Source organism: Pseudomonas sp. Z3-6 (assembly GCF_051131985.1).
GTDB lineage: Bacteria > Pseudomonadota > Gammaproteobacteria > Pseudomonadales > Pseudomonadaceae > Aquipseudomonas > Aquipseudomonas zanjanensis.
Genome location: NZ_CP071644.1, coordinates 1,932,161 through 1,946,843 on the forward strand (window position 1 = coordinate 1,932,161; position 14,683 = coordinate 1,946,843).

14 protein-coding genes, 4 tRNA genes and 1 pseudogene are annotated in these 14,683 nt (G+C 57.6%); 13 read left to right on the plus strand and 6 right to left on the minus strand.

The genetic code is table 11. The annotated features are described in order from the left end of the window. Nucleotides 1–919 precede the first annotated feature (919 nt). Both J3P88_RS08750 and J3P88_RS08755 read left to right on the plus strand, forming a co-directional pair. Nucleotides 920–1,096, plus strand: a pseudogene (locus J3P88_RS08750) (HAMP domain-containing protein); the annotation flags it as partial. Nucleotides 1,097–1,300: 204 nt separating this feature from the next. Then, on the plus strand, nt 1,301–2,005 hold the full coding sequence (locus J3P88_RS08755) for a methyl-accepting chemotaxis protein (RefSeq protein ID WP_434576387.1): 705 nt from the start codon (nt 1,301–1,303) through the stop codon (nt 2,003–2,005). A gap of 158 nt (nt 2,006–2,163) precedes the next feature. Here the strand turns inward: J3P88_RS08755 and J3P88_RS08760 are convergent, their stop codons facing one another. After that, the gene (locus J3P88_RS08760) at nt 2,164–2,922 is read right to left on the minus strand and encodes a hypothetical protein (RefSeq protein WP_186708088.1); all 759 of its coding nucleotides are present in this window, start codon (nt 2,920–2,922) and stop codon (nt 2,164–2,166) included. A gap of 373 nt (nt 2,923–3,295) precedes the next feature. On the opposite strand from J3P88_RS08760, the gene J3P88_RS08765 reads away from it, so the two are divergent. The 5 genes from J3P88_RS08765 to J3P88_RS08785 all read left to right on the plus strand — a co-directional run bounded on the left by J3P88_RS08765 (nt 3,296) and on the right by J3P88_RS08785 (nt 4,591). Then, a tRNA-Glu gene (locus J3P88_RS08765) sits at nt 3,296–3,371 on the plus strand. A 2-nt stretch (nt 3,372–3,373) separates the two neighbouring features. After that, nucleotides 3,374–3,449 (plus strand) — tRNA-Gly (locus J3P88_RS08770). 104 nt (nt 3,450–3,553) lie between these two features. Next, a tRNA-Glu gene (locus tag J3P88_RS08775) sits at nt 3,554–3,629 on the plus strand. Nucleotides 3,630–3,632: 3 nt separating this feature from the next. Beyond that, nucleotides 3,633–3,708: transfer RNA gene (locus tag J3P88_RS08780), tRNA-Gly, on the plus strand. A 250-nt stretch (nt 3,709–3,958) separates the two neighbouring features. Beyond that, a complete protein-coding gene (locus J3P88_RS08785; protein WP_434574709.1) occupies nt 3,959–4,591 on the plus strand; it encodes a LysE family translocator in 633 nt (210 codons plus the stop codon). A gap of 215 nt (nt 4,592–4,806) precedes the next feature. Here J3P88_RS08785 and J3P88_RS08790 read toward each other — a convergent pair whose 3' ends face one another. The 4 genes from J3P88_RS08790 to J3P88_RS08805 all read right to left on the minus strand — a co-directional run bounded on the left by J3P88_RS08790 (nt 4,807) and on the right by J3P88_RS08805 (nt 9,553). Beyond that, complete coding sequence (locus J3P88_RS08790; protein WP_434574711.1) at nt 4,807–6,063, minus strand: PLP-dependent aminotransferase family protein; 1,257 nt, start codon at nt 6,061–6,063, stop codon at nt 4,807–4,809. A 60-nt stretch (nt 6,064–6,123) separates the two neighbouring features. Then, a complete protein-coding gene (locus J3P88_RS08795) occupies nt 6,124–7,260 on the minus strand; it encodes a PLP-dependent transferase (RefSeq protein ID WP_434574713.1) in 1,137 nt (378 codons plus the stop codon). Beyond that, nucleotides 7,257–8,741 (minus strand): AmmeMemoRadiSam system radical SAM enzyme, encoded by a 1,485-nt coding sequence (gene amrS / locus J3P88_RS08800; protein ID WP_431481309.1) that lies wholly within the window; start codon nt 8,739–8,741, stop codon nt 7,257–7,259. Before amrS ends, J3P88_RS08795 begins: the two co-directional genes overlap by 4 nt. 98 nt (nt 8,742–8,839) lie before the next feature. Next, nucleotides 8,840–9,553 carry a YczE/YyaS/YitT family protein gene (locus tag J3P88_RS08805; RefSeq protein ID WP_434574715.1) on the minus strand — a complete coding sequence of 238 codons (714 nt, stop codon included), beginning with the start codon at nt 9,551–9,553 and terminating at the stop codon, nt 8,840–8,842. Nucleotides 9,554–9,752: 199 nt separating this feature from the next. Here J3P88_RS08805 and J3P88_RS08810 point away from each other — a divergent pair, with 199 nt between their 5' ends. Continuing rightward, nucleotides 9,753–10,184, plus strand: a complete 432-nt coding sequence (locus J3P88_RS08810) for an Lrp/AsnC family transcriptional regulator (protein WP_060741195.1) — start codon at nt 9,753–9,755, stop codon at nt 10,182–10,184. Nucleotides 10,185–10,211: 27 nt separating this feature from the next. On the opposite strand, the gene J3P88_RS08815 is transcribed toward J3P88_RS08810, so the two are convergent. Further along, entirely contained in the window at nt 10,212–11,081 is an 870-nt protein-coding gene (locus J3P88_RS08815; protein WP_434574716.1) for a response regulator transcription factor, read from the minus strand. Nucleotides 11,082–11,382: 301 nt separating this feature from the next. On the opposite strand from J3P88_RS08815, the gene J3P88_RS08820 reads away from it, so the two are divergent. From J3P88_RS08820 to cpaB, 5 genes are all read left to right on the plus strand, one after another. Next, on the plus strand, nt 11,383–11,574 hold the full coding sequence (locus J3P88_RS08820) for a Flp family type IVb pilin (protein WP_434574717.1): 192 nt from the start codon (nt 11,383–11,385) through the stop codon (nt 11,572–11,574). Between the two features lie 144 nt (nt 11,575–11,718). After that, nucleotides 11,719–11,910, plus strand: coding sequence for a Flp family type IVb pilin (locus tag J3P88_RS08825; RefSeq protein WP_434574719.1), 192 nt, complete (start codon nt 11,719–11,721; stop codon nt 11,908–11,910). Between the two features lie 26 nt (nt 11,911–11,936). Further along, a complete protein-coding gene (locus J3P88_RS08830) occupies nt 11,937–12,467 on the plus strand; it encodes an A24 family peptidase (protein ID WP_434574721.1) in 531 nt (176 codons plus the stop codon). A gap of 2 nt (nt 12,468–12,469) precedes the next feature. Then, complete coding sequence (locus J3P88_RS08835) at nt 12,470–13,798, plus strand: AAA family ATPase (RefSeq protein WP_186707160.1); 1,329 nt, start codon at nt 12,470–12,472, stop codon at nt 13,796–13,798. Nucleotides 13,799–13,813: 15 nt separating this feature from the next. After that, nucleotides 13,814–14,629: a Flp pilus assembly protein CpaB gene (gene cpaB / locus J3P88_RS08840; protein ID WP_186707161.1), complete on the plus strand. Its 816-nt coding sequence runs from the start codon at nt 13,814–13,816 to the stop codon at nt 14,627–14,629. Nucleotides 14,630–14,683: the final 54 nt, after the last annotated feature.

A 14,683-nucleotide genomic window follows, 5' to 3' on the forward strand; every position in this document is an offset into this window, starting at 1 on the left:
TCTGCAATCAACACACACTGGCAGAGGACTGGGCGCAATGATTTCGGCCGTGCAAGGACGTTTTGCCAACTTGGGTATGGCAAAAAAACTGGGTATCGGATTTGTCCTGGTGCTGCTGTTGACCGCTGTGGTCGCGGCCATTGGCGTCTGGTCCCTGCAAACCATCAGCCATCGTTTCGGTGGCCTGAAACAGATGTCGTCCCTCAACAGCGGGTTGCTCAAGGTCCGGCTGCTGGAGCAGGAGTACGCCTCGCGCTCCGACCCCAAGACGGCCGATGCCCTGCGCCAGGGGGTCGACGGGCTTGTGGCCCTGGCGAACGAGCTCAAGGCACAGTCGGCTGCCAATGTGCCGGTGATGAATGACGTCGAGCAGGCGCTGGGCGCGTACCGCAAGGCGTTCGACGAGTTTGTCGGATTGAGCCAGAGCAAGGACCTGGCACTGGAAATGGCCAGTTGGTCGGTGTCCAGCGTGGCCAACAACCTTGATGTGTTGCAGGCCGGGCTGGCGGATGACGGTACCTATACCTTGAAAGACTCCGAAGGCAAGGAGGGTGCCGAATTCATCGAGCAGGCCAACCAGATCAGCGAAGTGTCGCGGTTGATGTTGCAGGCCATGAATGAAGCGCGGGTCCGCCTGGACCAGAGCCGCAAAGGCAATGTCGAGGGCGCCGGGGAAGGCAGCATTGAACAGGCCGAGCAGGCGATGAAACAGGCCGAAGCGCTCAAGACCACGGTCAAGGACCCGGGTTACCAGACCGTGCTGAACGAAGTGGCCGGGCACATCGCCGGCTTCAACCAGCAACTGGCCGAGTACACCGGGCTGCTGGCGAAGGAAAAAATCGTCTACCAGCAACTGCACGAGCGGGCCGACCAGGTGGTGGCGCGGGTCGACCAGGCCTTCAGTGCCGAAGACCAGGCCATGCAGGCAGAATTGAAGAAGAACTCGCTGCTGATCGTCGGTTCGTCGGCCTTGGCGTTGCTGGTGGGGTTGATCGCGGCGTGGGTCATCACCCGGCTGATCGTGACGCCGCTGCGCAGCGTCATTCGCGTTGCCCAGCAGATTGCGGCGGGTGACTTGAGCGCCACGGTCGAAGTGACGCGCCGGGACGAGATTGGCCAGTTGATGCTGGCCATGCAACAGATGGGTGCAGGGCTGAGCAGTATCGTCAGCGGTTTGCAGGCCGGGATCGAGCAATTGGCCAATTCGGCGCAGTCACTGTCGGCGGTGACCGAGCAGACCAACCTGGAAGTCAGCAGCCAGAAAGAGGAAACCGAGCAGGTCGCCACGGCCATGAACCAGATGACCGCCACCGTGCACGATGTGGCGCGCAATGCCGAAGAAGCGGCGCAAGCGGCCCAGACGGCCGACGACAAGGTCGAAAGCGGCCAGCAGGTGGTGCGCCAGAGCATGGTGCGCATCGAACAACTGGCCGATTCGGCGACGTCGGCCAGTTCCAGCATCGAAAGCCTCAGCGCCGAGATCCAGAACATCGGCACGGTGCTGGAAGTCATCAAGAGCGTGGCCGAGCAAACCAACCTGCTGGCGCTCAATGCCGCTATCGAGGCGGCCCGCGCCGGGGAACAGGGCAGGGGCTTCGCGGTCGTGGCCGATGAAGTGCGGGCCCTGGCCAGGCGCACGCAACAGTCCACCGAGGAGATCGAACGGCTGGTGAGCGCCTTGCGTTCAGCGGCCCAGGCCTCCGTTCAGCAGATCCAGAGCAGCGGCGAGCTGGTGAAGATGGCGGTCAGCGACGCACTGCAGACCGAGAGCGCCTTGGGCAGCATTGCGGCGGCGGTGTCGTTGATCCAGCAGATGAACCAACAGATCGCCGCGGCGGCCGAGCAACAGAGCTCGGTGGCTGAAGAGATCAATCGCAGCGTGACCAGTATTCGCGCCAGCGCCGATCAATCCTCCCTGGCGATGCGCGGCAATGCCGCATCCAGCATCGAGCTGGCGCAGTTGGGGGTTGAGTTGAAGGGAATGGTGGGGCATTTCAGGTTGTAAGCCGGTGGCGGCTCGTCAGCGATACCTGTGGCGAGGGAGCTTGCTCCCGTTTGGGTGCGAAGCACCCACCGCTCAAGGACCGTTGCGCCCGAAATGTCGGGCCGGCCCAGCGGGAGCAAGCTCCCTCGCCACAAGGGAACTCGCTTCGGCCCTTAATCTCAGTCGTAGACCTTCTTCTTTTTCCACTCGTCGTTTATTTCGTCGTCCTTCAAGCCCTCAGTCAACTGGTTGACCTCGCCCTCGACCGGCTGGGTGCTGGCCAGGACCTGGGCATTGGCGCGGGCCAGGAGTTTCTCCAGGTAGGCCAGTTGTTCGGCGTAGACCTGGGGTTCCTGTTGCTTGCGCAAGTACTGCACGCCGCGCTCGAAGGCCAGGCGGGCTTGCCCGGGTTGTTCCTGCTGCAACGCCTGCTGGCCGAGATTGTTGAAGAACTCGATGTGCAGCAGCACCAGGATGTGCCGCACTTCGCGGATCCAGCGCTTGGCTTCGTTGGGCGGCAGGAAACCGTCCTGGGCGGCGCGGGTAATCTGGCCGTGCAACGCCTCGAGCAGAAAACGTACGTCCTTGGCCTTGGCTTCGGTCTGGATCGGTGCCGGCGGATTGTTCACCGGGATCGATTCACCTTGGGCGGCCAGTGCGCTCAATTCGTCCAGGCGTGCCTTGACCGTGGAATTGGTTTTCTCCAGGTTCAGCAAGCGCTGGCAGACGTTCATCTCGAGGCGGGTCATCAACAGCTTCAGGGCAGGGGTCATCAACTGCCCGGGAAAGGTTTCGGTGAGCTCGCCACAGCGACGCATGCGGTCGTTGAGTTCTACCTTGGTGCGGGCCTTTTCCAGCTTGTTGTTTTCCACCACGTGGTTCATGTAGCCAATGGCGATCAACAGGGCGATCCCGGCTACGACGAGCAGGGTGATCATGAGTGGTGTCACCGGTAAGACCTCTTTATTAGGGTACGCATGTCATGAGTGTAGTGGCTTGGCTTTTAAGCGCATAGGCCCGAGCAACGCGATTAGACGGGCGTCGTGCTGTTTGTAGGAAGCATAACCGGGTAGGAGCACATTGCCATCATTTGCCGGGCGCGACTATAGCGTCTCGGCGGGCGACAGAATATAGGCGTCAGAGACCGGACGAGGGAAATGCGCGGATCGCCCCCTCAAACCGGGCGAAGTCATTGATTTAAATAAATTTATATCTGGGGGTTGACGACCCTTCAATCCATCCATAGAATGCGCGCCACTTACAGCGTAAAGCACTCAGCCAAACGCTCTAAGCAGTGAATGTTGTACGTGTGTCCCCTTCGTCTAGTGGCCTAGGACACCGCCCTTTCACGGCGGTAACAGGGGTTCGAGTCCCCTAGGGGACGCCAATGCGGGAATAGCTCAGTTGGTAGAGCACGACCTTGCCAAGGTCGGGGTCGCGAGTTCGAGTCTCGTTTCCCGCTCCAATTTAAACAGCGTTGCTTTCGGGCAGGGCTGAGTGAAGCCAGAGCCGACATCTTCGGATGCGGATTTGGGCACTGAAATACACACCATGTGTTTCAGTTAGTGTGTCCCCTTCGTCTAGTGGCCTAGGACACCGCCCTTTCACGGCGGTAACAGGGGTTCGAGTCCCCTAGGGGACGCCATTTGCGGGAATAGCTCAGTTGGTAGAGCACGACCTTGCCAAGGTCGGGGTCGCGAGTTCGAGTCTCGTTTCCCGCTCCAAATTCAAAAAAACGCCGCTCATATGAGCGGCGTTTTTTTATGCCCGTAAAAAGGCCGTCCAGCGCTCTTATGCCTACAACGAGCGATTTTCGTTGGCTGAGGAGACGGGTGGCGTTTTACCTTAAAAATGAAGGTGAAACGAAATGACTTCATGCAAAACTTAAGGGAAAACCTTAAGGAAGATTAATAGTTCATTCCTAAAAAAAAGCACTTCTCCTAACCTTCCAGTACCCATTCTGGAGGTGCACTTATGCTGGTTTTTATTAAATCGATGGTCATTGGGCTATGTATTGCAGCCCCGGTGGGACCCATTGGGTTGTTGTGCATACAAAGAAGCCTGATGCAGGGATGGAGGGCTGGTTTCGCGACGGGATTGGGGGCGGCCACCGCCGATTCGATCTATGGATTCATCGGGGCCCTGGGGGTCACGGCCATCATCGCGACGCTGATCAGCTTTAAACCTTGGTTGTGCATCTTCGGCGGGCTGTTCCTCGCCTATATCGGCTATCAGACAATACGTGCGAAAGGCGGCGCGACCGCCATGGCGGGTGAGCGGGCCGATATGTTCAAAGCCTACTCGACAACGCTGTTCCTGACCCTGTCGAACCCCATGACCATCTTGTCGTTTATCGCGATATTTGCCGCGTTGAGCGATGGCATGGCCGGCGGCCAAGGCGGCCAGCACGCCTTGTTACCGATGGTGACCGGTATATTCCTGGGCTCGGCGGCCTGGTGGCTGGGGTTAAGCGGGTTCTCCTCCATTTTCAAGGCACGGATTGCCGAATCGAAGCTACGGCTGATCAACTATTTTTCAGGGACGATCATCGCTGTTCTGGGGGCCTATCAGGTCGCCACGGGTGTCATGCTGGTTACGGCAACCTGATCGAAAGCGATGCATGAATAGAGGTCCTACTGCCTAATGCCTGTCAATTAAGTGGATAGCACGGGCAAACACACAAACCGTGGCGAGGGAGCTTGCTCCCGCTGGGCTGCGTAGCAGCCCCAAAAACAGGGCCGCTTCGCGACCCAGCGGGAGCAAGCTCCCTCGCCACAGGGTTACTGCCTGGCTTTATTTCGCTTAACTGATCGGCATTGGTCCTACTGCCGCCTGGACTCAACATACGCCCTGAATCGACTTATGGCCTGGGTGACGTCTGAGGCGGTGGCATTGCTGAATGAAAGCCTGACTTGGTTAGCCGCCTCATTCGTCAGCGAAAATAAAGTGGTCGGGAAGACGATCACTTTGAACTGCTGGGCGCATTCGCGCATTTCAGCTTCGCCAAAGACGAAAGGCAGCTGCACGTTGATAAAGAAGCCGCCTGTCGGGTGATTCCAACTGACCGATCTTTGAACGCCGGCCTTGAGCGGAAATTCACGTTCAAGGCATTCAAGCATGTGGTTCCTTTTGTTCGTATAGGACAACACCCTGGGCCGGTTCAGCCCCTTCAGCGAGTAGTCGTTCTCGATCAGCACGCCGGCGACGACCGCTTGGCACAGGGCTGGAGTGTTAACGGTGATCAGGCTTTTGGCCTTGCACAACCTTGTGTTGAACGACATGACGCCTGGGCCCTGCGGAGCGACCACATAACCCATGCGCAAGCCCGGAAAAATCGATTTGGCAAAAGAACCGAGCAAGAACACCCGACTGCTGTCGATGGACTTCATGGACGCAATGGCAGCGCCTTCGTACCTGAAGTAGCGGTAGGCCGTGTCTTCAAGGATGAAAAAGCCCTTTTCCCTGGCCAAGGCAAGCATGGCTGTCCTGGCGTGATAGGAAAGGCTGTCGGCGGTCGGATTGCTGAAGTCTGGAACGGCATAAAGTGCTTTGATTTTTTCTCCTCTGGACTCAAGTGCTTCAACGATCTTGCGCAGGGCGATCGGGTCGAGAAAAGCCGCCATGGGGACTGGGACGATCTTTATGCCCAGCAGTTTTGCGATGCCGGTGATCCCGGAAAACACCGGGTCAGGCACCAACAACACCCCACCGCCTTCAAGGATGGACAGGAGCGTCAAGGCGCAGGCTTCCTGAAACCCCAGGCACACCACGATGCTTTCAGGATTGGAGACGGTTATCCCCTCATCCACCTGCAAATAGGTGGCGATCGTTTCATTGATGATCCCGGAGGTTTTTCCATATTGGCAAAGCAGCGTCGCCAGCGATTGCTCGGTGCCGGCGACATGATGTTTGTAGTGGGCCAGGCCCTTGTCGATGAGCGCCGGGTCGCACTGCTGATCATCGGGTCGACCGGAAGCCAGTGAAATGGCCTGGGGGTTTTCTTGGGCGATGGAATTTAGAAGGTGGATAACGTTCAGGATGGGGTCGTCGAATATCGTGTTTTCGAATGCGCCGGTCACTTTCTTTGCTCCATAAAAAAGCAACGAGCCATTGAAGGCTCGTTGCTCGTGATGACACCGCTATGCAGGATCTTTCTGATCGACCTTGCTTTCCATGGTTTCGAATGCCTGGAGCAGATCCTCCTTGAGATCGTCGAGATCCTCCAGGCCAAAGCACAATCGAACCAGGCCCTTCTCGATGCCCATGTCGGCTTTTTCCTGATCCGTCATCGAGGCGTGGCTGCCACTGAAGGGCTGGGCGACCATTGACGTGACACAGGCCATTCCAGTGCCCGTGCCAAACCATTTGAGTGCGCTGGTGAACGTTTTGTAAAAGGGCACTAGGTCCGGCCGAATATCAACAAACACAATGCCGCCATAACCGGTCAATTGCTTGCCATCGATGCGTGGGTAATAGACATGCTCGATGAAGGGCAACTCACGCAGATAATTGAGCATGCTAGCGGTCGTCTGGGTGTGTTTTTCCATGCGCAGGTTGAACGTCTGCATGCTCCTGCGCAGCAACCAGGCGCTATTGGGGGTCAGTATCGTGCCTGAATAAAAGCGGCCCTCAAGGAGGCGGTTATAGATCGTCTCATTGTTGACCAGCACCAGGCCGCCCATGACATCACTGTGTCCGGAGAAGTATTTGGTTGCGCTGTACAGGGAAATGTCGGCGCCAAAGTTCAACGGCTTCTGGAATATCGGCGTGGCCCAGGTATTGTCAACGACCACCAGGGCCAGCGGGTTGTTTTGCTTGACGGCCCTGCTGACGGCATGGATATCAATGTCTTTCAGGAACGGGTTGGTCGGTGTTTCGAATATCACCATGTCGACGTTCGCCGGCAAGCCCTTCAAACCCTCGGCCGTGGTGAGATCCAGAATCGTCAGGTGCGCGCCGATACGTGCCGCATAGCGCTGGAACAATTTATAAGAGCAGCCATAAATGTATTTGTTGATGACCAGCGAAGCGCCCGGTTTCAACAATTCCAACACCATATAGATCGCGCTCATCCCGGTGCTGTAGGCCAGGGCATATTCGCTGCCCTCCAGGGACGCGACGACCTGTTCCAATTCAGTCACATTGGGGTTGGCTTTCCTTGAGTAGAAGAAGGCCGAGTCCGCGTTGAACGCGCTGCACTGATAAATAGGCGTTACCGAAGGGTGAGCGTCCCGGTCATCCACCTTGATATGAAGTATTTCAGTCGACACTTTCATGCTTGGCTGACCAGTTTGATGACCTGTTCATACATGTTCTGCTTGCCCTCGTAACCAACGGTCGGGGTGATGTCATTTTGCGAAATGCCGATCTCTTCAATCGACTCTGTCGGGAAGTGAGCCCTGTCGAAAACTTCATGGAGGTTGGAGTTCACGCCGTTGGGGAGCCAGACCTCAGGGCCTGTTTCATCGATGCGGGCCTTGGCAATGATGAATCGATAGCTTTCATGGGGACGCAAGGTCAATGACTTCCACTCACTGTTGTGCCCATCGGTGTAATTGCGTCGCAGGTAGACGGTCTGTTCGAAGTCTTCGGTATTGAGCACTTGGGCGTGCAGCGACACGATGTCCCCGTGCCACTCGAACTTACGCTTCTCATAAGCGCTCAACGCGTCCTCGCGCAACTCGACGGGGGCGTACGCCTGGTGTTCGCCGAGTAATTTGAAATGCGCATCGTGCCCGCACTGAGAGCAGCACCCTTTGCTGTCCAGCCCGATGATTTCCGCGTTCAAGCCATAACGGGTGACGAGCAGGGCGTTACAGTGGTTGCAACTGGTGTTGGTCCCTTCGACGTCATTCACGTTACCCAGGTAGACATGCTCGACGCCCATGCTCCGAGCCACGTCCCGAGCCTTCAGCAGCCTGTCCACCGGCGTACGGATGCTGTTGCTCATCTTGTAATCGGGGTGAAACCGGACGAAGTGCAGCGGTACGTTCGGCCCCAGTTCATCCAGGACCCACTGGCTGATTTTCCGGGCCGTTTCTTCGTCGTCGCTGATGTCGGTCACCATCAAGGTGCTGACCTCGACATATTTGCCGGCGTCATAGACTTTCTTGATGCCCGCCAGAACGGGCTCTACCCAGCCGGTAGTGACCTTGCGGTAGTATTCCGGGGAGATGGATTTCAGCGAAATCGAGAAAATATCGATGACCGGCAGTAATTCATCGATGGCTTCTTCGCTGATGAAAAACGCCGATTTATAAAGATTGATCAGGCCCGCTTCCTTGGCCAGCTTTGCTGTGTCGAGGATGAATTCATGCCAGACAACCGGATCGTTATAGGTCCAGGAAATGACGCGTATGCCGTGTTTGAGCGCGGTCTCCACCACCTGTTCGGGGGTGTAGTAGTAAACGTCCTTGTCGGTGACGTACTTGGCCTGTGATGTCTTCCAGTTGTGACAGTAACCACAGTTGAGCATGCAGCCGATATTGCCCAGGGACAGGATCCGCTCACCGGGGGCAAAGTGGAAAACGGCTTCGGTTTCGATTGTTTCCTCGGTGCTGTGGACGCCCTTGCCATAGTTCAATGTAACGAGCCTGCCCCCACGGTTTCCGCGTACCTTGCAAAACCCTACCTTGCCTTCCTGAATGACACAGTTGCGTGGGGAAAGATGACACTTCACGGCACCCCCAGGAAGTATTTCTTCCAATTTTGCCGGGCTGCTTTCCAAGGTCCAGTTTTTATTTTTTGTAGTGTCCATCTTTCACTCCTCATCACGGAAGTTGCCATCAATAGCATCGGTTTAAAAAAATCGAGGCGAAGCCATCCTGCCGCCCTAGAGGGCAGTCATGTTTCTTATTAGTAAGAGGATGAAGCGCTCATCAATCCATAGTTCTTAAGTGCAAAGCGCTTGGCATTCATGTTCATGAACGGTTGAATAAGCGGGCCAATTACCAGCAGGAATGCAATTGTTCCTATACCGAACGGCCCGCCTAAAAGCCAACCGCTGGAAAAGATGCCGATTTCAATAATCATTTTGGCTTTGGTGAATGACCAGTTCCATTTGGATACCATGGTCAATACCACAAGATCCATGATCCTGATGCCAATACCGCTCATGATGATCAATGCGGATGAATAGGCACATAACATCAGCCCCGAGGCCAATAACGCGTACTCATTCATTCTGACGATCAAATACTCTCCGAGCCCCAGCCACGACCAGAGATCAATCAGCAGTCCGGTCAGCGTCGTGGTAATGAAGGGGCTTATCGGCGGGTATTTTTTGTTCCAGAGCATCCACCAGGTCAGGAAGAACAGCGACACGATAGCCGAACAAACACCCATGCCGAGCAGAAGAATTTTATCGATCGAGATGATCAAGACGTCTAGAGGATCGGTACCCAGTTGACTGATGATGAAACACTTGGCACCCAGCGAAAAGAAGCTGACGCCCATCAGGTACATCAGTATCTGGTCTTTCTTGAAGTGGCGGAGATTTAGGACTTGCGTGCCAATGTGCTGAATCAACGGGTGAGGCTTTTTTCCACACTTTTTCTTTTCATCTTCCATGCGAACACCATCCCTGGAGAGAATATTTTATTATGAGTGCGTCACGCTAAAGAGCAGGGCTATTGATTACCCGGATTCTTTTTCAGGTTTTTCAGGCTGGGAATAGACTAGCGCGCTGCTTTATTTTGGTGCATGCTTTTTTTAATGAAAAATGCGGGGTTTTCATTAAAATTTATACTTTGAACCGGGGAAAACGCACATGGATCGTATAGACGTCAAAATCCTGGGTAAGGTACAGGACTGTGGTCGCATTTCCATCACAGAGCTTTCCAAGCATGCTGGGCTTTCTATTCCTGCCACCAATGACAGGTTGCGCAAACTTGAAGACTCCGGGGTCATCAAGGGCTATTGCGCTCAGTTGGATCCTACCAAGCTGGGCTACGGCATATCGGCCGTCGTCGGCATTACCACCCTCAAGCCGGCAAAAGCCAAATTGATCGCGACGCTCACCGACATACCCGAGGTCGTCGAGTGCCTGCACATCACGGGGAATGACTCCTATCTGATTCGGATCTACGCCAGGTCCATGGCTGAGATCGAGGACATCATCGCGAAAATCAACGCGTACGGAGAGACGCGGACCAGCATCGTGCTGTCCATTCCAATCGAGAGAAGAAAGCTCGCCCCATGAGCCTGGGCTGCGCGCACCGACTACTGTTCAACCCTCAAGGCTGTGCACCAGGTTTTCAATCGCTTCCAGGGCCGCCTCATCCGCAGGCTCCGGTGCAGGACTCGCGCTGCGCATCTGGTACGCGAGACGGTACTCGCTTGGCGTGCAACTGGCGTATTGCTTGAAGGCGCGGGCAAAGTAGGACGGGTCTTTGAAGCCGGCCTCATAGCCGATGCTGGTGATGGGCATCTGGCTGTTGTCGAGCAGTTCCTTGGCGAAGCTCATGCGTTTGTTCAGCACGTAGTCGGTGAAGCCGAGCCCATTGGCTTCCTTGAACACCCGGCTGAAGCGAAACGTCGTCATGCCACAGCGCTTGGCCAGGTCGCGCTGATCGATGCTGTCACGAAAGTGCTGGTCGATGTACAGCATGATGTGGCTGAGGGCCTGGTGTTTCTGGTGCCCGGAAGTCAGGCGAATGCTGTCCGGCAGGGTCGGAGAGTGGTCGATCTGCGAGGTTCTTCCCCGGCCGCTGGTAGTGCGGCGCAGCTCACACAGCTGGGCCACGGCGGTGAGGTAGCGCTTTCGCTCGGCGACGGACAAGGGCAGCACCATGTATTCCCAGACGCTGGAGCGCATCGCCCACACCGCCAGTTCCTCGGAGTGCTGCACGGTGAACATGGTGATGGGGGTGCCGGGCACGGTCCGCTTGATCTCCAACAGGCGTCGCAGGCCCGGCGTGTCCGGGCGGTCGAAATGGATGCAGATCATGTCGACCTGTACCGCGCTGGGCAGCATGGCGTTTTTTGCCAGCGTGCAGTCGCAGGTGTCCCGGAACTGGGAGACGAGTTCCTGAGTGGACCGATCATGAGTCAGATCGAACCATAACAGCTTTGGCTTTCCAGTCGGATTGGGTGCCATAGGACGACTACTCACAGGTTCTTTCTGCCCTTTAGCTAGCAGTATTGTCACTGTGCTATCACTTCGCCGGATTATTTTTCATAAAAATCCTATTTCTTCCCGTCATCCTCTCGCGGGACGCCTGCCCAGGGCTGTCGCAGGGGCCAACTCCCCGCCCCGGCCTCTTTCCCACCCCGCGCAAAAAAATCCTAGCGATGTGCAAAATCCTCCTAACGGCAATGACCACCCGCTGACTAGGGTTGCATCAGGCAGTTCGCAATGTACTGCCTCTTGAGAAAACAACCCCAATGAGGTGTGCGAAATGACTCTTCAAACAATCAAGGCTTCGGTAGTGAAGTTCGCCAAAGATGAAGATGGCCTGACCATTGTGGAATACGCCGTGGCCGGTGGGTTGATCACGGTGGCGGTGGCGGCGATGTTCGGCTTGCTGGGTGGCGCCGTAAATACCCGGATTACCGCACTCTGCGCCGCGGTCAAGGGCGCTGCTTGCTGACAACCGCCCCTGTCGGGAATGGGATGAAGCCCATCGAGGCGCCGGTTTCAGCAGGATCTGATAAAGCTTCGAAGTAGTTGCTCAATGGGCTTCGCGTTGTTCTTGATCAGCCGGCTTTATTGCCGTTGAAGTGAGGTAAATGACATGAAAGTTCAAAGACTGAGCACTTCGATAGTTAAGTTTATCGACGATGAAGATGGCCTGACTATTGTGGAATACGCCGTGGCCGGTGGGCTGATTACGGTGGCGGTTGCCGCGATGTTCGTTCTGCTAGGCGGTGCGGTGAATGATCGGATCACTGCACTTTGTGCCGCGGTTAAAGGCGCTGCCTGCTAACCCCAACCGCATTATGGAGACGCATCATGTCCATGGAATTGCTGGTGTCGACGGTACTGCTGGTAGGACTGCTGGGTGTGGCGGTGGTGAGCGATCTGCGTCGCCACCGCATCCCCAACACGCTGGTCCTGTTGGGCCTTGCCCTGGGCTTGGCCGGCCAGGTCTATACCGGCGGGATCGGCGGCCTGGGCGACAGCCTGCTGGGCATGCTGGTCTGTTTCGGGTTGTTCCTGCCCATGTACGCAGTGGGTGGCATGGCCGCCGGCGACGTCAAGCTGATGACCATGGTCGGCAGCTTCCTGCCTTTTCATTACGCACTGTGGGCGGCGCTGTTCAGCCTGATCGCCGGCGGTGTGTGCGGTTTCCTGATCGTCCTGGCCCGCGGCCAACTGCTCCAGACCCTGGGACGCTACTGGTTGATGGTGCGAGCCCAGTCCTACCTGGCGCCGACGTCGGATGAAGTAGCCGGCAAACCCTTTCCTTATTCGATTGCGATCCTGATCGGTACTTTGAACAGCGTCTACTGGCAACTGGTTGCCGGCGGCTGGGGAGTCTAGTCATGCACGTCATCAACGATAGCGATGCCTACCCCAGCGAACGGGAAGCGGTGCAACGCCTGGCACCCCAGCCATGCACCATTCGCGACACCGGCCTGAGCGACAGTTTCCTCGGTGAGCTGGTGTGCAAGCACCTGCACGATGGCGGTGTGCTGGACATGTCGCGGCTGGTGGAGCGCCTGGCCCTGACCGGCGCGGTACTGGAAGAAGTCCTGGCGTTCCTGCGCAAGGATGGTCGCGTCGAAGTGCTGGGTCAGTTGGGCCAGACCGGCGGGCAGACGTTGCGTTATGGCCTGACCGAGCGCGGCCGAAGCTCCGCCCGTGATGCCCTGGCCCGCAGTGGCTACATCGGCGCTGCGCCGTTTCCGGTGAGCACCTATCGCTCGCTGATCAAGATCCAGACCATTCACCACGGCCGCATCACCGCCAAGGACATGAACCAGGCCTTGGCGGGGATGGTGCTGAGCCAAGGCATGCTCGACCAGTTGGGCGTCGCCCTGAATTCCGGGCGAGCGATCATGATCTACGGCCCGGCGGGCACCGGCAAAACCTACGTCAGCAGCCGGCTGATCCGGTTGTTCGCCGAAGCCATCTGGGTGCCCCACGCGATTGTCATCAACGAGTCGGTGATCGAAATCTACGACCCACAGGTGCACCAGCGCCTGGATGACAACAGCCAAACCAACAACCTGATGCTCAACGAAGGCATTGACCGCCGGCTGCTGTGCTGCAAACGCCCGATCGTCATCACCGGCGGCGAGTTGAGCATGGAGCAGTTGGACGTGCGCTACGACCCGTTCACCCGGCAATACCAGGCGGCGTTGCAGCTCAAGGCCAGCAACGGCCTGTTCATCATTGACGACATGGGTCGCCAGCGCATGGCCCCGGCCGAATTGCTCAATCGCTGGATCGTGCCCATGGAGGAGAAGCGCGACTTCATCAACCTGGGCGGCGGTCGGCATTGCGAGTTGCCGTTCGACCTGGTGCTGGTGTTTTCCACCAACCTCAATCCCCTCGAATTGGCCGACGAGGCCTTCCTGCGGCGCATTGGCTACAAGGTCCAGTTCGGCTACCTCAAGCCCGAGGAGTACGAACGCATCTGGCGCCAGGAATGCGAACGCCTGGGCATCCCCTATGACCCGTTGTTGGTGCGTTATGTCCTGCAGCGGTTGTATGGCGGCGAAGGCATGCCGCTGGTGCCTTGCCATCCCCGTGACCTGTTGAACATGGCGCTCGACCGCCAGCGTTACCTGGGCGGTTCCGGGCCCCTGTCGCCGCAAGAGCTGGATTGGGCCTGGCACAACTACTTCGTTCAGCTCGACTTCCTTTGATCTGGAGATACCGACATGAGCTCTCGTACGCTTCCGCTGATAGGCGTTTCCCTGGTAATGGGCCTTGGTGCCGCATGGATGGCTGACTCCTGGCTGAGCGCGCGACTCAACGCGACCCCCGATGATCACCTGCGAAGCGTGGTGGTCGCGACGGTGGAAATTCCCTTCGGGCAAATGGTCGAGGCCCAGCAGGTCACGACCGTGCGCATGCCCATGGACACGATCCCGGACGATGCCTTCGATGCCAGCGAACAGGCCGTGGGCAAGATCGCCACCTTCGACATCCTGCGCGGCGACATTGTGCGGGGCGCACGCCTGAGCGAGCACCTGGGCGGCAGCACCCTGGCTTCGCTGATCGCACCGGACAAACGCGCCATTTCGGTACGCGTGGACGATGTGGTTGGCGTGGGGGGCTTCCTCTTGCCAGGTAACCGGGTCGATGTCTTGGCGACCAAGACCACCAACGCCGGCAGCAACAGCGCCACGTCGCGGACCATCCTGGAAAACCTGCGGGTGCTGGCGGTGGACCAGACGGCGGGCACCGACAAGACCCAGCCAGTGGTGGTGCGGGCCGTGACCCTGGAAATGTCCGCCACCGAAGCCGAAGCGCTGGTCACCGCGCAGACCGAAGGCAAGCTGCAGCTGGCCTTGCGCAACCCGTTGAACCTGGAAAAAAAGGCCGTGGCCGTTGCGCCGCCAGCCCCTGCGCCGGTCATCGCCATGGCAGCCGCCCCGGTGCCCAAACCAGTGGTGCAGCGCAGTGCCAAGCCGCAAGGCGGGGCTGTCACGCTGATCCGCGGGGTTGAAAGCAGCGTGATCAATGTCCGCTGAGTGATCCCTCCATGCCAGGCCTTTGCGGGCCGTGGCGATGCCGATCCTCAAACG